The sequence below is a fragment of the Legionella antarctica genome (assembly GCF_011764505.1).
Taxonomy (GTDB): Bacteria; Pseudomonadota; Gammaproteobacteria; order Legionellales; family Legionellaceae; genus Legionella; species Legionella antarctica.
Window position 1 is genome coordinate 1,160,317 of sequence record NZ_AP022839.1, and the last position, 20,375, is coordinate 1,180,691.

Here is a 20,375-nt window from a genome sequence, read left to right on the forward strand (position 1 = left end):
CAGGATACGAGTATTCGTATTTTTTTTGAAGAAATGGAACACATTTATGGCAACTCAGTGTATTCCATCATGGAATTAATAGAAGATGGAGAAGCTGAACATACTTCTCATTTAGAAGTTAATTTTGTATTAAAACTCGTTGCCGAATTACGAATCAATTTTAAAAAAAGCAAGAATTTTACTACGGAACTATTCGAAGAATTGCTCAAGGGTGGCTATCTAAAGCTCGAAGATAATGGTTCACTTTACCATACCCTGGTTCACCACTTTCACCCCAATCTACTGAAACGACAGTCATCTCACTATTCATGCGTTCAACAATACGCTTTCTCAGGACCGGTTGTAAAAGAAATATTGTTTGGAATTTCTGAGGATAACAGCGATGTATCAACTACTTGGATTCAGTTTGAAAGACACAATACAAACAGCCCTATCAATTTAATACTACACCTATTCGATTATTTCATCCATAAATGCACAGGTAAGAACATCGGTCCCTATGGTTCCTCGTACTATACAGAACGTAATCCACTCAGGATAAGCCTAAGATGAAGGGTATTTTGCACATAAAATATTTGTACTTACAGAAAAATTTATCTCTGGTTAAACTCTCCTTCCATCATATCAGGAAACAAATCAGGAACACTTTTTATAATTGAAAAATGATTCAATTCAGGAACAATAACAAATTGATTTAGCAATTGTGACTTACTGCAAAACCGTTTTAAAGATTTTATACTGAATAAAACATCCTTACCCCCAATAATAACGTTAAACGGAATATCCAGATTAGTTATGTATTCTACAGGACGTTCAGGCGTCAATGCATGTACCATTGCATTGGTATATCGGTTTACAATGAGCGGATCTACTTCCAGCATTTGTTTACTGACTCTTAATTTTACAACGTAATCATTCTTATAATACTTACCATCGCTCCAGCGATAAGCTAACAATTTAAACCAGTTTACTGATTTAACAAATAAATCTTTCTTATAAATACGGTAGGTATTAGAGTATCGTCCAAAATTAGGGGCAACAAAATAAAAGGAATGGATCCTGAGCGAGTGATCATAGTGGTTGTAGAAATTCAGCAGTAATCCTGCACTGATTGAATGTCCGCCTATTAAAACAGGTGCATTTGGATTTTCTTGTACCATAACCTCAAGCATTTTTTTTATATCATCAAATAATTGCAATTCGTTAGGGGAGTCGCCCCGCTTTCCCTCTGATAGCCCATGTCCTCTAAGATCCATCAAATAACAAGTAATTCTATGCTTATTAATTTCACTCGCCATGCGAAGATATGACTCATTAACATGACCTCCACCACAGTGAATGAATAATAATATTTTATTACTAACTTCAGATTCAATTTTAAAATAACTCATAGAAATACCATCGCTGGCTTTATATGAATTGGGTTTAAGATTGCTTGTTTTCATCATGTCGATGTCCCCTGGAGGTTATGCCATAATTTCAAGATCGCCCTTAATAAACTGCTGCATAGTCTGCTTTCTTTTAATCTTTCCACTAGCGCTGCCAGCCAAGGAAGCGAGGAACGAGCGAGGCTGGTAGTCCCTGGTAGCCTTAGAGCCGGATGTTTTGCCGCAGGCAAAATATAAGGCATCCGAAAAGGCGTCAGTCATTGGGGTAGCGTTGTTTTTGAACCCCGAATGGGGTGAAAAAACAAGCGGACACAGGACGGCCAGGGCCGCCGGAGGCATACTTGTCGCGTTTGCGAGTCGATTTCAGCCATGGATGGCTAAAATCAATCACGAGCTTAGCGACACTATCGATGTCCTGGGAATCGACCTTTGACGAATCAATACAATCTCATCTACATTAATATGAAAATGGTGTACAATTTTCTCTCTAATATTTTGCTTAATAGTTAGGTAATCGTGAATCTTGTGTTTTACTTCACAGACGATAATCAGTTTTTCTCTCTCGTCAGATGTAATGGTAAACGCAGCACAGCCTCCTCGAAGACCAGGATCAGATTCTCCAACTATCATTTCAATATCTTGTGGATAGTAGTTTTTTCCGTTTAAAATGATTAAGTCTTTGAGTCGACCAGTTATAAATAGCTGATTCTGATAAATAAACGCCAAATCTCCTGTTCGAAAATAATTTAACTGACTATTAGGAATTCGATGGTTGAATGATTTAGAGGTTTCCTCAATTTTTTTCCAATATCCACCAGCTATATTGCTGCCAGATAAACAAATTTCTCCTACCTCAAGTTCTTTACATAGCGTATTGGTTTTAGGTTCAACAATACGCAAATCCAGCCCCTCAACAACACGTCCACAGCTGACCAGAGGTAATGCATTAGGGTGATACTCATCAACAATATCGATTAAGTTATTTTCATATGCTTCTTTATTAATATACAGTGTTAGAAAAGGTTCGTTTTCTTTTACCCCACTCACTAACAAGGTAGCTTCGGCCAAACCATAAACAGGAAAAATAGTCTCATGCCTTACCCCGACAGAAGAAAAAGCACGAACAAATTTCATTAACGTGTCATGGTTAATAGGTTCAGCTCCACTGAGCCAAAATTTCATTGAACTTAAATCATAACAATTGAACGTGTCATCCTTCGCTTTGCTTATTAACAAGTTATAAGCAAAATTGGGCATAGCTACAATTTCTGTTTTTGCCTCATTCACCAAACGAAGGAAATTTTGTGGGTTTTTAATAAAATCAAACGGTGACATGAGGTACAGTGTTTTCCCATACAGCAGTGGACAAATAATGGCACCAATTAAGCCCATATCATGATACGGTGGTAACCAGCTAATCGCCCTATCTATTTTATTTACAAAAGTTCCATAAATTTGTTCTGTGTTTTTTAATATGGCTTTATTCGTTACGATAACCCCTTTGGGATTGCTGGTAGACCCTGAAGTATATTGTAAAAAAGTCACATGCTCTTCTTCAACGGAAGGAATCATAGTAAAGGGAACCTGGTTATCATAATGATCAGTTACTATAATCCAGGGTACACTCCGGATAGTGATGTTACTTTCTTTATTTCTACGAAAACAATTCAGCAGTTTACGAAATACACTGGTTACATGATAATTCGTTGATTTTTTAATCTGATATAACTTAGTTAATTTCCTGGAAACAACAGTGCTGGTCAATAATGCGCTGATTTGCGCATCTGCTGCGATGAAGTTCAAATTGTCAGCTGTGCTCATATTAAGCGGAACCATAACAGGGACAGCTACAGCATGTGCAAAAACACAGGCCCAAAATGCAACAATATAATCAATACCAGGCTCTATTAGAACCAGTACACGCTTGTTAGAATAGCCTGACTCTACCAGATGATGAGCGATGCTTTGAGCTCTTTGTATCAGAGTCTCATAGTTATATTGAACATTGAGAGAATTGTTCTGAAAAAACTCTACGGCAATTTTTTGATGGTTCTCTTTGTTCCTTTTAACAAACTCGTATCCAACAGATTCCATGATCTACCTCGCACGTGACTAACTGATGAACACCAGACCTGGTACCTTGTTTTATACATCCACATTCTCAGAAGATCGCCACATCCTCATAGTTTTCATGGATATACAAAGTTAACTCATGCACGTTAGAGCAATCCCAAAATAAAGTTTCCGGCAAGGCAATTTTTAATTCCGATTCCAAATTCGATAGAATGGATACAGCTTGAATAGAGCTTACCCCTAAAGAATCGAAACTCTGATATCTATCGCTGCCAGCCAAGGAAGCGAGGAACGAGCGAGGCTGGTAGTCCCTGGTAGCCTTAGAGCCGGATGTTTTGCCGCAGGCAAAATATAAGGCATCCGAAAAGGCGTCAGTCATTGGGGTAGCGTTGTTTTTGAACCCCGAATGGGGTGAAAAAACAAGCGGACACAGGACGGCCAGGGCCGCCGGAGGCATACTTGTCGCGTTTGCGAGTCGATTTCAGCCATGGATGGCTAAAATCAATCACGAGCTTAGCGACACTATCGCCAGGTTCTTTATACCCAGCTCTTTTTGAATGAAATTACAACAGAAATGATCAAGCTCTTTTAATTTCGCTTCTTCCATAATATGTCTGCCCTCGATACCCGAACTGAGTAAATTATAGACCTTTTGATTTGTTTTTCAACTATAATCATAATCACTAGTACGTTTGAAGGAAAATATATGCATCGATTACGTCTGTATCCTCAATTAGAACCAGGAAAAAAGTTAGATTCATTATTAGGTTCAGCTCATGATGAACGTAATGCCATTTCCTTTAAAAAAATCAGGGATGCCGATGAAGCAGAGGAATATCCCGAAGAAATGCTGCAACATCTCTACAGTATGAGACTGCAAGACTATTTGGTTCCCAAATCCCAAGGTGGACTGCTTAATAATTTTGAAGAAATGGGTTTTATCCTGCGGATCATAAGCCAACGTGATTTATCCCTTGGTTTATCCTTCTGTATGCCTTTTCTTGGTGCCTGTCCGGCATGGATTGCAGAACAGGACTACACGGTAACCTTAACTAAAAATCTGATACTGGATGGGAAACGTATTGCAATGTGTTTAACGGAACATGGGCATGGATCTGATTTACTCGCAGATGAATGTTATGCTACCCAGCAGGAAAATGACGTACTGATTACTGGAAAAAAATGGCTTATCAACCATGCTACCAAAGCCCAGGCTTATATGGTGTTTGCCAGCGATGATAACCGTCATAAGCCAAGGAGCTATTCGTTTTATATGATTGACAAGGGGTATCTGAATCAATCAAATTATCGAACATATCCAAAAATTCGCACCCATGGGGTCAGAGGTGCTGATATGGGGGCAGTTGAATTTAACCAAATACAAGTTCCTATAAAAACCAGAATTGGAAAGTCAGGCCAAGGACTGGAAATATTACTTAAGGTATTTAACATAACTCGTTCAGTGGCACCTTGTTTAGCTCTTGGAGCAACGGATACTGCTTTGCGTATTGGAATGACATTTGCCTTGGAACGCAAACTTTATAGACAATCCGTTTTTGATATTCCCCATGCACGAACTACCTTAGTCAATACATTTTGTAATTACCTTGTTGCAGAGTGTTGTTCTATTCTCAGCCTGAGAACCCTTAATTTTTACCCTGAAAAAAGCGCTTTTTACTCTTCAATATGTAAATATCTAGTTCCAACCCAATGTGAACTCATCTTAGCAGACTTAGCTAAAATAATTGGAGCACGATACTACCTGCGTGATGAGTATTATTCAGGTATGTTTCAAAAAATTCTTCGCGATGTACCTCTCATTAGTTTTGGTGACGGTAATTCATTAGTTAATTTACACTCCATTTTATTGCAAATGAATAGTGTTTTCGGTCAGGTAAATAATACATGTCACCCCGTAACTCCCGATTTTTTTGATCTAACTCAACCACCTCCAGATATAGCACTAAATAACATCACACTAAGCTGCCACAAGGGAGATATTGCCTTCAGCGCTTTTTTGAAGTACATGACAGCGATCAGCATTTATTTTAACGATGACAGTATATCTTCCCTGCTCGCTGAACTTGGAAAACAAATTAATCAATTAGTTACATGGATTCAGAGCCGAACTGCATCCCTACCCTACCAGGAGCCTTACAGTTGGTTTGAAAAAGCGAAGAAATTTTGTCTGCTGCAAGCTTTATGCAGTACCGTGTTGTTTTGGTATTTTAATCATAAAGACAGCACGTCCCTTTTTTCCAAAACCAGTATACTGACCTACATCCTGAACCATAATCTTTATTCAGAACAAGAGATATCTGAAGAGTTGATAAACGAAATCGCAATTGAACTGGAATATAGAACAAAAAACCATAAATTATATTCCGTATACCCTTTCGAAACTGCTGCTGGAAAATCCGATGACCTGATACAACCAGTTTCAGTATCTTAGGTAATATGGGGTATATCACTTATGGCTTTGATGAACCATAGAATCACCTTCGTTCCAATTTGGTCTAAACTCTTAAGATAAGCAATGATTACTTAATTATTAAAAAATATTCAGTTTCTGGATTGAATTTATAAGGAGATAAATTAATGGACTTTTTAACACATGATAACCTGATGAAGCTGATAAATTACAATACCCCTCCCTGCCTGTCACTTTATCAGAAAACCCATCGTAGCCATCCAGATAATCAGCAGGATAATATCCGGTTCAAAAATCTGATAAAAATATTGGAAGACTCACTAAAGCAGCTATATAAAAAATCACAAGCCCATGATATTTTGCAACCATTTCATGAATTGGCTAACGATTTCACGTTCTGGGAGCATAATGATCAAGGATTAGCTGTGCTGGGGTCAGGCGATTTTTTTCAAATATATAAATTACCAAGGCCTGTACCTGAAATGGCGATTGTCGCAGATAGTTTTCACATCAAACCGCTGATAAGAATCACACAATCAGCTGACAGATATCATATTCTTGGACTTAACCGCCATGAGCTAAAACTGTTTGAAGGAAATCGCGATAGCTTAAGTGAAATTGAACTGGATGCAGCTATTCCTCGTACTATAGAAGATGCATTGGGTGATGAACTGACTGACTCCTACCTGACGGCAGGATCATACGGAAATGGTCCAAGCGGACCTGCTATGCACCACGGACATGGTGGCAAAAAAGCGGAAGTAGATCTTGATGCATCACGATTTTTTAAAATTATAGACATCAAAATTTTGAATGCTTATTCACGACCATCGGGCTTGCCATTATTACTGGCAGCTCTACCCGAGCACCATCATCTTTTCCACTCCATTAGTAATAACCCATTCTTAATAAAACAGAGTCTGGATATCCATCCTGATGCATTATCATTAAACAGCCTTCGTGAAAAAGCCTGGGAACTGATGAGGCCAGGTTATTTAACCAAACTCGATACATTGATCAGGAAATATCATCAAGCAAAAGAGAAAAAACGAGGTTCAGATAGTTTAAGTGAACTGGGAAAGGCAGCTCTGGATGGTCATATATCTGCACTTCTTATTGCAGCAGAGAACCAAGTGGGTGGACGCCTGGATCGTGGAACCGGAACTATTGAACTTGATGAATTACAAAATCCCAAAGTTAATGATTTGCTTGATGATTTAGCTGTATTAACATTAAAAACTGGAGGCGATGTGGTAATCGTTCCCAGTGCAAGCATGCCTACCCAAACTGGGGCTGCTGGTATTTTCAGATTTTAACAAAGGAACAAGAAGTCATATTTGACACACAGGAGCAACCATGCAAATTCAATTCAACACAGATAATCATATCAACGGACATCAGCAACTGGAGAACGGGGTCGAAAGCCAAGTAGTCAAGGCGTTGGGACGATTTGAAGAGCATATAACCCGATTGGAAATTCACCTCGGTGATGAAAACAGCAATAAATCAGGGCGGAAGGAAAAACGCTGTTTACTTGAGGCCCGCCTCAAAAACTATCAACCTATCGCTGTTAGCGAGCATGCGCCAAGCCTACAGCAAGCAGTCACCGGTGCTATCGATAAATTAAAGCGTATGCTTGACGACACCCTTCAACGTTTGAATAAAAATTAATAGATGCAGTTTGTAGTGACTCTGGTGCTCAAGGGAACGACACCATGCTACTTTGGGCCTGATTAAACTTTCTTAATCAGGCCCAAGAAAAATATTATTCTCACCTGGTTCTTAACAAAGCATTTTATGAAAATTAGGAAAATGCCCAAAAAAACTGCTGGTTTGATTTCTCTTTAATCTCTATGAGAGTGGACTTATAGATTAATTACTATACAATTAACTGTATCCTGTCAGAATCGCCGGGTAAGTGTCTGCCACTGAGCCCGGACTAATCCGAGCCGCGCGCGTCAGCAAGCGGAATTATCTCGAGATGCTTATGTGGTGCATGGAACCTGCCGCACTTTAAGTAAGATTAATTCAGCCAATGATGGCATTTCAAATTTTTTAGTCACCCTATCGTAAATATACTGATAAACGTTAACTTTCAGTTTTCTGGCCGTCTGTACAATCGTGGCAAACGTATCCTTTGATTTGGTGCCATTTTGGGAGACCGTTTGGAGATTGATGTCGCGTATCCTTGCTTGAAACCGTGTCCCTAATTCAGAGGCATTGTTGTGCAATGGCAGAAATGGATGGTCTAACACCAATAATAACGCTTGTTTTTTAGCACGTGTCTTTGCAATGCGTTGATCTAAAACATCATAGCCTGTCGTGGTTGCGAACAAAGTATCAAATTGCATTGATAGTTGTTGGGCCATTGATTGAGATGGAGCCGTCTTGTAAGTCAATAATGCATGGTAGAAATCCCATAATTGCTCAAGAAATACAGCCAATATATTCTGATTCATATCTGAGAATGGAGTGAGTTTTTTATAATGACGACCTTCATGGATCCAGCACAGCGCATGATGTAGGGCCAATTTATTAAACTGAGGCGCATCATCTGTCATTAAATAATGGATGAAGTATTTCGAGTGCTGATAATAGGCAAGAGCTGCTGACTCAAGAATTATGCGTCGATTCGTGCTGTGTTTTTTTGGATTTGGAAAAAGTGTTCCCATCAAACTATCGATTGATTCACGTGTGAGGGGTTGTGCATGCAGCATTGGTTTAATTTGATCCAACCATTTTTTTGCGAGACCAAACTCATCCATTAACTCATAAGCCTCCTGATTAAACATAAACTTTAATTGGTCTCGACACAGCAACTCCAATAAGGTCAAGCGATCTTTTTTACGACGAGTGAAGTATGCTGTAAAAAAGTCATTACATAAAACATGGGTGTAGTGATTTTTGCCGTTAACACGACTGCCTGTGTCATCCATCTGCTGGTACAAGCCTGCGTTGCTACCGGCATCGACAATATCTTCTTTTTCCTGATGAAAAATATCATTGCCTTCTGTCAGCATGGAAGCAATTTTACCATGTGATATTTGAATACCACATGTTTTTAAAAAGCGCTCAATGGCGCTCTCCGTCATCCCTGCATCACGGTATAATGTGATGACCAGCGCTTTAACCCCAGGACCAAATTCACTGCCCTTATATTCGCCAGGAATCGGCGCAATAAAGGTTTTTTTCAAAGATGGTGAGTAATACGTTTCCAGCTTGAATTCAACATTATCCGTGATGATTTTTAGATCCTGGATGATTCGAATCTCAAAACCCTTGAACTTGGCGTCATCTGGCAGCGTTGCTTTGTCCAGAGCAATCGTAACACGTCTATCAATACGTACGTTTTTTTTGTCTTTGCCTGTGTTTTTATTGTTCCCTTTACCACGTTTATTGCGATCTCCTTCAGATGAATGATTGGAATTGCCTGTATTATCGCCATTGCTACCTTTGGATTGACCGCGAATATTAGGTTTGCCCTGTTCACCCTTAAGGCGGTTTATCTCATCACGTAATACTTGGTTTTCCTCTCTGAGCAAAGCATTTTCTTCGGCAAGCATTTCGACCAAATTAACCAATACCTTAATGATAGTCACGGCCTTTTTGTCGGCAAGACTATCGATATCTTTTGTTAACTCATCTAAAACTTGTTTGATTTCTTGGCGTTTCATCATCTACCACTGCGTTACTAATGCTGATACGGCAATCATAACATGACTTTTTTTGAACGCATTTTTCGAGTTTTAACGCCACTAAGGGCTAAGAAAAAATCTGACCTCAGGAGGGAGATGTTTTATTAGTGAAAGGGGCTACATTGTGATCTTGGGGATCTTAGGGCATGCATATTGCATGACTTACGTTTGATATGGAAAAACATCAGTTTTACAGAAAAACCGTGTCAATAGGTATTTTGAATATTTTTAAAGAATTCCGCTTGCTGACGCGCGCGGCTCGGATTAATCCGGACTCAGTGGCAGACACTTACCCGGCGATTCTGACAGGATACGAATACTCTTTTTACTAAAAGACATAATATGTTATATAAAATTAAATTTTTGCCTGTACTCTAGTCTATACAGATTAACACCTGTTAATAAGTTATTTTGGTAATAAGTTTTTTTGGTTGACCATTTTCAGGTGAAAATTTATAGACTAATAAAAGTGAAAGTCCAACGAGATTAAGCATCCTGACTTCTAACACATATTTTAGGTTTTTATATGAACGGTTTCATTCATGTCCTGTTTTAAAAAATTCAAAGATTTTTATAACGCTTCTGCAGAAAATAGAATTCAGATCCATCTGTTTCTTGCATTTGTTATTATTCCAGTTCTGGGGATGTCAATTTTGTATCTATTGGTACAGATATTCTGGATGTGAGAAACCCTGCATGGCCAATTAATCCAGGTACCAAATATGATGTTCAGAAACGGGGTTCGGGCTTAAGGTTTATTGTTTCACTTTGTTGCAAAAATACTAGAGAATAGGACGTTAAATACTACATTAATATTTGAGAATAAATGAAAATAAAAAAAATACCTGTATTAAAATACGGTGATACGGTTGAAGTTATTGCCCCAGCTTCACGATGTTCAGACAAACAGTTAATTGAAATGAGGGAGTTACTTGAGTCATGGCAATTAAACTGTATCGTCAAAAAGGATATTTTTGGCCCGGATTTATTATGTGCTAACACAGATGAAGCACGCTTAAAGCATTTGTCGCAAGCGTTACAAAACCCTGAATCAAAAGCCATTTTTTGCGCACGTGGTGGCTATGGTTCTATGCGTTTAATCCCAGGATTAATCAGGATTGATCAACCACAATCCCCAAAGATTTTGGTAGGCATGAGTGATATTACGGCCTTACAACTTTATGTGCAGCAACAGTGGGGTTGGCCAATAATCCATGGGGCTGCTGCACCCGATCGATTTTCTCCAGAATCCATTGCCTCTTTAAAGTCAATTTTGTTTGGAGCGACAAGATATATTGAATTTTCTGGCCTAATTCCACTGAATCAATATGCACTAATAAACACGACTATTGAATCCAGTGTAACAGGTGGTAATTTGTCAATAATCCAGGCAGGGGTTGGCACAAGCTGGACCCTCAACGGGCGCGATAAAATTATTCTATTAGAGGACATAGGAGAGCGAGGCTATCGTATCGACCGTATGTTAGAACATTTATTTCAGGCCAATATGTTCCAAAATGCGGCTGCAATTGTATTAGGAGATTTTCTTGAAGGAAAAGAGCCTGACACCTCATCATTGATTCATCCTGTTTTAAGTCGTTTTGCTGAACACTGTGATATTCCGGTGGTGCAAATTAAAGGAATAGGTCATGGATGTAATAATATGCCATTGCCATTTGGCACGGATGCCACATTACAATTGGGCAATGAAATTAAATTAACCTGTTTCACTTAGGACACAGCAATCAAAATTGTCGCCTAGTAAAAAATCCTCTCTTGGAGTTTTAGGCTGAAAACCTCGTCTTGATGTTATTTTGCACTATACTAAAACGGTATGAGTTAAATTATATGAAAAGATTACCAGAATGATTCTGCTAAAACTGTGATAGTAGTGTTGAAGTCGCTATACGTGATTATTTATGAGGTATTACTGTGCGAGTCGTAGAGGCACGTGGGCATTGATAGGCCATTATCCAAACCCCCTACGTATTGGGTAATTGAGTATATATTATGGACACTTTAAGGGTGCGATGGATGCAATGGAACCCATTGACGGCAATTAAGAACATCTCAATGATAGTTTGTTTGCTATTATCACCGCTCTCTATTGCCGCACCCACTTTGAATATTCCTCAAGTTTCTCTGATTATGACCATCCCTAATCATCCTCAGGTAATGATATTAATAGGTAACTCTCAATCCATGGATGGAAGTTTAAGCGGGGCAATAATGACCGGATCGGGTTCTCTTTCTTCCAATTTGAGTACCCTTCATAAATCCAGATAGGCCAGGGTACATGAGGACTGGTGTTGTGTTTTATATGATCATTTGATATGATTATGAATCAAAAAGATATTCAAGAGATCAAAAAATGTATCATTTAGAAGAACTGTCCGAATTTCCTCACGCTTTAATCTATGCTTTTGAACCGGAGTCATCACCTCAGCGTCTGGCAGGTTCTCACAGTTTCAAACACGCTCTGTTTCCTGAAGCAGGTCAACATGAAGATATGTTGCAAGCTTACCTCTACGCTCAGAATACTATCCTTCCTTTGATCAGAGAAAGAGGTCTGGATAAAATAGATGAAAAAATGTTTCTGGAATGGATTAATACACTTCATGGCTTGATCGGTAAAAGTCTCTTTGCAAATTATCCGCAAAAAAAAGCGGGTGAATATACCTCAGAACAAATTTTACGATGGCATAAAGGTGCACAGTTGAATGCAGATATTGTGCATTATTTATCGGGATACCATCCTTGTAACAACATGAAAGACTTCGCAAAGTTCCTACAAGAGCAAGGGGTTGCAGTGAACGTTGCGCTTCCTTTCATTAAACTGCTTCACAAATTAAAGAGCGATAAGACAATTAAACCTCATCCTTCGCAATTACCCTTTATTGATCTAAAGAATCCTGTTTTAGAAGGAATCATGACATTAAATAAAATGGTTGTGGTTTACCATAATGGAAATTTAACGGTTAAAGAAAAAGAGGTTGTGGATCAGGTTGTCAAGGTCTGTCGATTTCCTCACGAAATTCCTGATGCGATGCAAGTCTTCGCACAAGAAACACTACAACAGCTTCGTAACCTTGAAAAAGAAAATTTGCCTGAAATTGCCAATTTTTTAGGAACACTTTTTTATCAATTTACCGATATTCATCCCTTTGGCAATGCCAATGGACGTACAGGTACCTGTTTGGTAAATATTGTTCTTCGAGCATTTGACTTGCCCGGCATCTTGTTACGTCATCCTGGAGAAAACTGTGATGAAGGCAGTGATTATTCTAAAGCAATTGCACAACTGGATAAAACTTTGGTGCCCTTACAGACATTGATTTTAAAGCGTATAGAAACCGCAAAAGAAAGTACATTTGTAGATGAGCAGTTAAAACAAATTGTCTCTTTGCGTGTCTCGTTGAGTGATTTGCTTAAGCAAATCCAGAAAAAACATCCAAAATATGACATTGAACCAATTCAGCATATGCTTAGCGAATCGGTACTTAAGTCTCTATCATCTGTTAAGGATATCAATACCGCCTCAATCATCGTGCTGACCGAAATTTTGCAAAGTGCTGCAAATGAAGAAAAAAGATTGGACGATGCAAGAAAAATCAAAGCCCTCCTGCCAACACCTGTTTCTCCAACGGAAAAACAAGCTCTAATTCATGCATTCGAACAATTGACTGGAATGACTGGCTGGAAATCAAATAGCAGCAATGGATTAGTTGTCTGGCTTGAGTTGAAAGATAAATCAACTGCAGCAACAACAGCCAGCGGATTGCAAAAACTTAATGCAGCTACGGTTACCTTAGCGAACAGAAGCGATAATGGCATGCCTGTGATTCAATGTAAGTTGATTGATATTAAAAAAATAATTGATATGGCTGCCAAGCTTCAGGCTGAGGAACATGATTCAGGCCTCCAGGCTGTAACTAGAAGGATCTAATCCTGGAGGCGATGGAGCCTGAAATTAGTGCAAGAATAAACCGAAATTGATTTTTTCATAAAGTGAGCAAGATAAAGTTTAACCTAATAAAACCTTAGTTAAGACTTTTTCAATTTCGGTTTATTTTTCACAGCTTTATTTTTTGTTTTTTTTTGTTTCATACTGTCTTTCAGGAGAGAAATGAAATCGACAACAGCTCCACTATTTTTTACAAGTTGTTGAGACGCTTTCTTTCCTGCTTTTGTTTCTTTCTCAACTTGTTGATCCAACCATTGTTGTAAGGCTTGCCGATAATCATTATGGTATTTTTCAGGCTTCCACTTGGTAGACATTTCTTTAATTAAATCAGTTGCCATTTTAATCTCTTTTTCAGTTACTTTATATGTAGTTAAATTCTCTTTAGGCACATTGAGATCCTCTTCCTCACGAATTTCATCTTTAAAGTGAATTAGGTACAAAAGAAGGGCATGTTCATGAGGAAGGATGAGGCTTAGAGATTCTTTGGTACGAATAATTACTTTGGCAACACCTGCTTTATTTGTTTTTTTTAATGCTTCTCTTAGCAGAACGTACGCTTTTTTATTTTTGCTATCAGGAGTTAGATAATAAGGTTTAGTGAAGTAGAGACTATCAATTTCATTGAAGTCTACGAATTCTTCAATATTTATAGTCTTGAATAGTTCAGGACCGGCTTTTTCGAATTCTTTTTCATCTACAATGATGTAGCTGTCCTTATCATACTCATAACCTTTTACTATACCTTCCCAAGGTATCTCTTTACCAGTTTCTTCACTAACTCGTTGATAGCGAACACGAGATTTAGTTTTTGAATCCAGTAAATGAAAATGTATGTCATTATCTTCTTCAATAGATATTAAAGAGACAGGAATAGACACTAGTCCAAATGAAATTTCTCCTTTCCAAATTGACTTAGCCATTTTCTTACTCCTGTAATTTAGCAAAAGGCAAAAATTCCAGTGATAAATGATTAGGCTATTTGCCAATATCCTTTAGCTTGTTCAAGGCATACCAGGATCTGATTTCAGCGTGTGATTCCGTGCTTCCTCAGTCAAGCCGAGGATCGACTGAGCAGTTAAAGTAGTGTAATAAACCATAGCCTATAAATTTAATATTAGACTGTTTCTGTGTATTTGGTTAGACCATTCATTGTATTTTAACTATGAGTTGATCCCCATAGGGCTATTTTCCTCGATGTGTTTCGGTACAATATCCTTTGTTAATATTTCCTTAACAAACTGTTAATATTTTGTTAACAATCGCAATCTATAATCACCCCAAGAAATCTAAAATAGAAAAACGGGGCTCCATATGCAATCCAAAGATGATAAAACGACTACGAAAAGAGGGAACTTTGGTTTTTCACGAGAAGAAATCCACCAGATAAGTTGGAGATTTTCTAATTTTACTGCCGTTGCAGGGGTGACTAGTTTCTGTATTGTTGCAGTCCAAAGTCCAGCAAAAACATTTCTGGTAAATCTTACTAAAAATGGAACAGCTATGCCGGTATACTCTGGTGGTACTTTTGGATTTGTTCGTGCGTTATATGCAGGATCTACTGCTTCTTTATCGGGTTCATTAGCAAGAACTGTATACGTCACCAGTGCAAAAAATCATAAACCTGTCGAAATAATGCCAGAAGAAATGGTCAGAGGGGAAGGAAAGTTTACCAGAGCGAATCTTGCCTTTTTCGCGGCTGCAGCAGGAGGCGATGTTGCGGTGTCACAAATTCCTGAGTCGCTTTCAATATTGAAAAAAGTACAGGGACTTCTGCCTCCAGATTTTAAATGGTTCACAGCTAATAATGCATATCAATTAATGACAGGTGGTTTTGGAGCTAAGTACTCGTCTGCGCTTATTAACTTTACTTCTTTATGTATGGTTGAGGATGTTATTGCGCAAAATTTACCTATATCTGAACCAAAAACCAGGCATTTTTTTGCTGGTGCTTTAAGTGGAGTAGTCGCGTCAGTCTGTTCCTATCCTTTTACGGTAATAAAAGATCTTACTTTAGTTAAATCTATGGTCTCACCTGCAAGCCAACTATCTATACCCTCAACATCAAGTGTAATCAAAGATCTGATTAAGGACTTCAAAGAAAATCCACTGCAAGTGGCAAAAGCAGCAGTTGGTAATTCCGGCAAACAACTTCTTGTAAGAGCGCCTCTCACTGCGGCGATTTTTGGGATTATATCAACAGTTGGGGCGGCTATGGGACCTGAACCTTTAAAAGATTTTGTCCCTGAAAGCCTTCAGCCCTCTGTAGGCAGAAATCCCCATGGATTTTTTGGTGGATCCTCACCAAGGGTTGAGGTTGTAGAAGAAGTTCCTATACAACAAGCAAAACCTCAAGAAGCTACAACAGCCTCTGGCCCAAAATAGATAAGCTTTTTAACCACACTGAACTTTTAATTTTCAGTCAATTAATGTACAATAAGCTCTGTTGTTTGGTACCTCAATAGAGGTTATTGTGCAAAGTTCAATTAGGAATGGATTATGTTTGGTTTTTTTGCTAAAAAAGTAGCTGTTAATACAGGTACGGTAATTGCCTCTGCCGGAATTGCAAATATTTCTTATGCTTTAGGAGCTTCTATTTATGAATATGGCTCACATCAATTTGAAGCAATGAAAAACAAGTCTCTTTTAGGGCAGTCATCGCCTTCGCAAGATAGAGAAGAACATATTCGTGCCTTGTTTATGCCATTGAGCTACTAATTTCAATTCCAAATTTCTTATTGAGACTGGTACACCAGAAGAGATTGTGTTCAGATCATAATATGTCCATGTCCCTTATAAGTTACCGATATTTATAAGGGACATGGGCTTTTGTAATGCTCATCCAGTGCTCTTTAATGCTATAATTTTCTATCAAAATTCACAAAACCTGGCATATACTGTAACAAAATTATTAGTTACACAAGGATTGCATTATGAACATGAAGCAATATATTTTATCATTTTCTTTAATTGCTTTATTAATCCCCTTAGTCCACGCGACTACAGAGGAAGGGGAGGAGGCATACAATCAGCAGCGTTATGAAAAGGCATTTATGCTACTTTCGCCCGAGGCAGACAAAGGTGATGCACCAGCTCAGTTTTTGCTTGGTAAAATGTATTATAATGGTCAGGGGGTTGCATACAATGCTGAGAAAACAGAGCAATTATTGTTAGCAGCCAGCAATCAGGGCAATGTTAACGCACAGGTACTCTTGGCGGCTTATTATTGGTACCTCAAAACCCCGGAAGGATTCTCTAAAGCTTTTTCCTTATATCAAAAAGCTGCAAATCAAAATGATATGGGTCCGCATGTCTGGAACAAAATTAAGGAAAAATAAGAGCTATTCATCCATCATTTATAGTTAAAAATTCACTCAAATTAACCTATTTAAACCTACTCAATACCGTATGAATAGTGATTGCTACTACGAATTGTCTTAGGTCATTTTACCACAACTCTATCAGAATGACTTATCCACAAGTCCACAGGTCAGGAGAGCTTCACTTTCTCGTATAGGCCTGTGGGCCTTGTGGGTAAGTCATGACGCTCTCATTTAGGGTTTATGGTCTTTTCCGGCCATAATACACCTCTGCGGGCGTTAAATAATTAAAGGACTGGTGAAGCCTTCGGTTATTATAATACTCAAAATACTCCGTTAAGGCCAGCTCAACCTCTTCAATTGTATCAAAATCATACCGGTAGATTTTTTCTTGCTTAACACTACGCCACAATCGCTCGATAAATATATTATCTAAATAACGTCCTCGCCCATCCATGCTGATAGAAATGTGGTGAGATTTTAGCGTATTTATCCAATCTTTTGAGGTAAATTGAGAACCCTGATCCGTGTTAAAGATCTCACAACGCGAATGCAGCAAAGCGTTTCTAAGCGCCTCAATACAAAATTCAGCCTCCATAGTAGGTGAAATAGCCCATCCAATCACATAACGACTATACCAGTCCATAATAGCTACTAAATACACATGCTTTCCTTTCATGCGGATGTAGGTGATATCTGCGGCCCAAACCTGATTTGGTTTGGTGATATCCACCTCTTTTAATAAATAAGGGAACACCTCATGCTCCTTATTGGGAACGCTTGTATTTGGCTTTGGGTAAACAGTCGATAACCCCATCATTTCCATCAACTTTTTTACTCGACGTTTACCAACAGGATAGCCTACTTCTTTTGACAGCCATCTTGCCCGCTTAATTTTACCTTCACATGGATACTGCAGATAGTGCTCATCAAGTAGCGCCATAAGCGCTTCATCTTCGACAGAAATGGGCTTGGCACTATAATAATAACTTGAAACAGGCAAGTCTAATAGCAAGCATTGTTCACGAATGGTGAGCTCGGCAAGAGGATCAATCATGACGCGCTTTTCATCCAGACTAAAGTTCATGCTTTTTTTTTAGCCAAGATAGCTGCGCTTGAAGTCGACCAATTTCTTGATATAATGCCTCAACAAGCTGCTCTTGGGACTTGGCTTCTTTTTCATTAGCCCCAGAGAATAAATCGTTAATGGCTTTGATGGCCGATTGCTTCCAAGTTTTTACCTGCGTTGCGTGAACACCGTATTCACTGGTAATTTGCGCTTGTGTGAGTTTCCCCTCAATCGCAGCTAGCGTTATTTTTGCCTTCTTGGCCGCCGTATAATAAGCTCGCTTTTTAGACATTTTATTCTCCTCTTTGTATTAAGAAGAATAGCTCTTAAAAAACCTTTTTTTGTGTCCAGAAAACCGCGCCTATATTACTTTGACCAACTGTTTTGTTTGAGGAATTCCATATAGACTGAATTTTCTAAAAGTCCTCCATAATGGAGACTATTAAGTAGTTGCTCTTCATTATCAATCCAATTTGTATTTGATTCATTCCTTCATCAGGCGTACGGAATTTCTTAATAATGGGTTATCCATTGGCTAGCCATCTTTAAAACTGTTTTTAGAATACGCAGCTACTTGACACCCAACTAATATAATAAGATAGTTTGAAATGAGCTGGTAAATTAAATAAGCTTTTCGTGAAATATGGAAATCATTTCTAATTCTAATGGACTTTAAAAACAGGACGTTATCATATGAAAAACAATGGAAATTATATATTGTTTAGTTATCTTATTTGTTTTTGTCAGATACTCATCATGTGCTTTCCCTCGGCAGTTTTTTCTGCTGAAAATAAAGATATTGAAATAAAGGTTGTTGCCGATCCTGGGAGGCGGGTCAGTGACATACCAAAGATTAGTAAAGAAGAAATTTTGGCACGTTTTCCTATGGAAAAACATAGGGAATTTATGGCCCGGGCTATTGCAAACTCATATAAAGCCGGCGTTAAATATAAAACTGGTGGTGCGTTTGGTGCGGTGATCGTTGATAAGAACGGCACAGTCATTTCAGACGGTCTCAATCATGTTGTTGGTCAAAACGACCCAACATGGCATGGTGAGATGCAAGCAATTCGCGAAGCTTGCGCCTTATTGAAGACTCCTAAACTAACTGGTCATATATTATATACTTCAAGCGAGCCGTGCCCTATGTGCCTTGCAACTGCTTATTGGGCCGGGATTGATGGGATAATCTATGGTGCTACAGTTGCAGATTCAAAGAAGTACGGTAATTTTGATGATGATTTCATTTATGCGGAGCTAAAAAAACCGGTTGCTGAGCGCGCTATATCCGAGCAAAGTTTAATGCGTCCAGAGGCTGTTGAAGTATGGAAGCAATATGCAGAACGTAAGGATAAGGTAGATTATTAAGTAGGAGTAAAAAAACATGGTGGCCAGAGACGGAATCGAACCGCCGACACGAGGATTTTCAATCCTCTGCTCTACCGACTGAGCTATCTGGCCCCAAGGGTTGCTATTAGACTCCGAGATGGATTTAGAGTCAAGAGTTTGTTTACATTTTTTTTGAAAATAATGTATTTTGATAAGCAATTGCTATTTGTGCACCCAATAAAGCATTGCTTTTTATTAACTCAATATTTGCTTCCAAACTTCTACCCGCTGTTAACTCTCCAATTCTTTTTAAAAGAAAGGGAGTCAGAGCCTGCCCATTGATATTTTTTGCTTCTTGATGGGCTTGGTGAATAAAAGGCATAATTTCATCATCTGAAATTTCAGCCTCAAGAGGAATAGGATTGGCGATGATAATGCCATTATTCATATTTAACATACGCTGATAAGCCATTAATTTGGCCACTTCTTTAGCACTGTTTAAACGTTGAATCACAGGGATGCCACTGGAACGACTATAGAATGCTGGGAATTCATTGGTAGCAAAGCCTATGACGGGTACCCCATGTGTTTCAAGAACTTCAAGAGTTTTGGGTAAATCGAGGATGGATTTAGCTCCAGAACAAACAACAGTAACCGGGGTGGTAGCAAGCTCGATAAGATCGGCGGAAATATCAAAGCTGTTTCCCACTTCTTGATGAACACCTCCAATGCCACCCGTTACAAATAAGGGCAGTTTAGCCAGGTGAGCACAGAACATAGTTGCTGCGACAGTGGTGCTCGCTGTCATTTTGCGGCTTAAAACATAGGCAATATCTCTGCGGGAGGCTTTTCTTACCTCGTTATCTTCAGCTAACTGATCCATTGTTTTTTTAGTCAGTCCAATATGAATTTTGCCTTGATAAAGTGCTATAGTTGCTGGCATGGCTCCCTGATTACGAATAATAGCTTCAACCTCAATGGCCGTTGCCAAATTAGCTGGATAAGGCATACCATGGGAAATAATAGTAGATTCAAGTACAACAACGGGAATTTGATTATTGATTGCCTCCAATACCTCTGGTTTTATTTCCAATAAATCATGAAACATA

Annotated in this window: 19 protein-coding genes and 1 tRNA gene; 11 read left to right on the plus strand and 9 right to left on the minus strand. The window is 38.6% G+C overall.

The window, feature by feature from the left end:
• The first annotated feature begins 69 nt into the window (after window positions 1-69).
• A complete protein-coding gene (locus HRS36_RS05605) occupies window positions 70-552 on the plus strand; it encodes a hypothetical protein (RefSeq protein ID WP_173236545.1) in 483 nt (160 codons plus the stop codon).
• 41 nt (window positions 553-593) lie between these two features.
• On the opposite strand, the gene HRS36_RS05610 is transcribed toward HRS36_RS05605, so the two are convergent.
• The 3 genes from HRS36_RS05610 to HRS36_RS05620 form a co-directional block, all read right to left on the minus strand.
• The gene (locus tag HRS36_RS05610; RefSeq protein ID WP_173236546.1) at window positions 594-1,448 is read right to left on the minus strand and encodes an alpha/beta fold hydrolase; all 855 of its coding nucleotides are present in this window, start codon (window positions 1,446-1,448) and stop codon (window positions 594-596) included.
• 327 nt (window positions 1,449-1,775) lie between these two features.
• On the minus strand, window positions 1,776-3,482 hold the full coding sequence (locus tag HRS36_RS05615; protein WP_173236547.1) for a fatty acyl-AMP ligase: 1,707 nt from the start codon (window positions 3,480-3,482) through the stop codon (window positions 1,776-1,778).
• 67 nt (window positions 3,483-3,549) lie between these two features.
• Entirely contained in the window at window positions 3,550-3,840 is a 291-nt protein-coding gene (locus HRS36_RS05620; protein ID WP_173236548.1) for an acyl carrier protein, read from the minus strand.
• Between the two features lie 327 nt (window positions 3,841-4,167).
• Here HRS36_RS05620 and HRS36_RS05625 point away from each other — a divergent pair, with 327 nt between their 5' ends.
• The 3 genes from HRS36_RS05625 (at window position 4,168) to HRS36_RS05635 (ending at window position 7,563) form a co-directional block, all read left to right on the plus strand.
• The gene (locus HRS36_RS05625) at window positions 4,168-5,913 is read left to right on the plus strand and encodes an acyl-CoA dehydrogenase family protein (protein ID WP_173236549.1); all 1,746 of its coding nucleotides are present in this window, start codon (window positions 4,168-4,170) and stop codon (window positions 5,911-5,913) included.
• Between the two features lie 146 nt (window positions 5,914-6,059).
• Window positions 6,060-7,208: a baeRF3 domain-containing protein gene (locus tag HRS36_RS05630; RefSeq protein ID WP_173236550.1), complete on the plus strand. Its 1,149-nt coding sequence runs from the start codon at window positions 6,060-6,062 to the stop codon at window positions 7,206-7,208.
• A 40-nt stretch (window positions 7,209-7,248) separates the two neighbouring features.
• Entirely contained in the window at window positions 7,249-7,563 is a 315-nt protein-coding gene (locus tag HRS36_RS05635; protein ID WP_173236551.1) for an HPF/RaiA family ribosome-associated protein, read from the plus strand.
• Window positions 7,564-7,877: 314 nt separating this feature from the next.
• On the opposite strand, the gene HRS36_RS05640 is transcribed toward HRS36_RS05635, so the two are convergent.
• Window positions 7,878-9,569: an IS66 family transposase gene (locus HRS36_RS05640; RefSeq protein WP_173235423.1), complete on the minus strand. Its 1,692-nt coding sequence runs from the start codon at window positions 9,567-9,569 to the stop codon at window positions 7,878-7,880.
• A gap of 844 nt (window positions 9,570-10,413) precedes the next feature.
• On the opposite strand from HRS36_RS05640, the gene HRS36_RS05645 reads away from it, so the two are divergent.
• From HRS36_RS05645 to HRS36_RS05655, 3 genes are all read left to right on the plus strand, one after another.
• Window positions 10,414-11,322 (plus strand): S66 peptidase family protein, encoded by a 909-nt coding sequence (locus HRS36_RS05645; protein WP_226905587.1) that lies wholly within the window; start codon window positions 10,414-10,416, stop codon window positions 11,320-11,322.
• A gap of 299 nt (window positions 11,323-11,621) precedes the next feature.
• Complete coding sequence (locus HRS36_RS05650) at window positions 11,622-11,873, plus strand: hypothetical protein (protein WP_226905588.1); 252 nt, start codon at window positions 11,622-11,624, stop codon at window positions 11,871-11,873.
• Window positions 11,874-11,958: 85 nt separating this feature from the next.
• On the plus strand, window positions 11,959-13,533 hold the full coding sequence (locus HRS36_RS05655) for a Fic family protein (RefSeq protein WP_173236552.1): 1,575 nt from the start codon (window positions 11,959-11,961) through the stop codon (window positions 13,531-13,533).
• A 98-nt stretch (window positions 13,534-13,631) separates the two neighbouring features.
• Here the strand turns inward: HRS36_RS05655 and ku are convergent, their stop codons facing one another.
• Window positions 13,632-14,471 (minus strand): non-homologous end joining protein Ku, encoded by an 840-nt coding sequence (gene ku, locus HRS36_RS05660; RefSeq protein WP_173236553.1) that lies wholly within the window; start codon window positions 14,469-14,471, stop codon window positions 13,632-13,634.
• A gap of 391 nt (window positions 14,472-14,862) precedes the next feature.
• Here ku and HRS36_RS05665 point away from each other — a divergent pair, with 391 nt between their 5' ends.
• From HRS36_RS05665 to HRS36_RS05675, 3 genes are all read left to right on the plus strand, one after another.
• Window positions 14,863-15,933, plus strand: a complete 1,071-nt coding sequence (locus HRS36_RS05665; RefSeq protein WP_173236554.1) for a hypothetical protein — start codon at window positions 14,863-14,865, stop codon at window positions 15,931-15,933.
• Window positions 15,934-16,047: 114 nt separating this feature from the next.
• Entirely contained in the window at window positions 16,048-16,266 is a 219-nt protein-coding gene (locus HRS36_RS05670) for a hypothetical protein (RefSeq protein ID WP_173236555.1), read from the plus strand.
• A gap of 215 nt (window positions 16,267-16,481) precedes the next feature.
• Complete coding sequence (locus HRS36_RS05675; RefSeq protein ID WP_173236556.1) at window positions 16,482-16,886, plus strand: tetratricopeptide repeat protein; 405 nt, start codon at window positions 16,482-16,484, stop codon at window positions 16,884-16,886.
• A 223-nt stretch (window positions 16,887-17,109) separates the two neighbouring features.
• Here the strand turns inward: HRS36_RS05675 and HRS36_RS05680 are convergent, their stop codons facing one another.
• Together HRS36_RS05680 and HRS36_RS05685 are read right to left on the minus strand one after the other, a co-directional pair.
• Complete coding sequence (locus tag HRS36_RS05680; RefSeq protein ID WP_173235473.1) at window positions 17,110-17,955, minus strand: IS3 family transposase; 846 nt, start codon at window positions 17,953-17,955, stop codon at window positions 17,110-17,112.
• Window positions 17,945-18,229: a transposase gene (locus HRS36_RS05685; RefSeq protein WP_173235475.1), complete on the minus strand. Its 285-nt coding sequence runs from the start codon at window positions 18,227-18,229 to the stop codon at window positions 17,945-17,947. The genes HRS36_RS05680 and HRS36_RS05685 overlap by 11 nt, the downstream gene beginning before the upstream one ends.
• Window positions 18,230-18,630: 401 nt before the next feature.
• On the opposite strand from HRS36_RS05685, the gene HRS36_RS05690 reads away from it, so the two are divergent.
• Window positions 18,631-19,305 (plus strand): nucleoside deaminase, encoded by a 675-nt coding sequence (locus HRS36_RS05690; protein ID WP_197933214.1) that lies wholly within the window; start codon window positions 18,631-18,633, stop codon window positions 19,303-19,305.
• A gap of 17 nt (window positions 19,306-19,322) precedes the next feature.
• On the opposite strand, the gene HRS36_RS05695 is transcribed toward HRS36_RS05690, so the two are convergent.
• Window positions 19,323-19,398 (minus strand) — tRNA-Phe (locus tag HRS36_RS05695).
• A 49-nt stretch (window positions 19,399-19,447) separates the two neighbouring features.
• Entirely contained in the window at window positions 19,448-20,374 is a 927-nt protein-coding gene (locus tag HRS36_RS05700; RefSeq protein WP_173236557.1) for a pseudouridine-5'-phosphate glycosidase, read from the minus strand.
• Between the last annotated feature and the right edge of the window lies 1 nt (window position 20,375).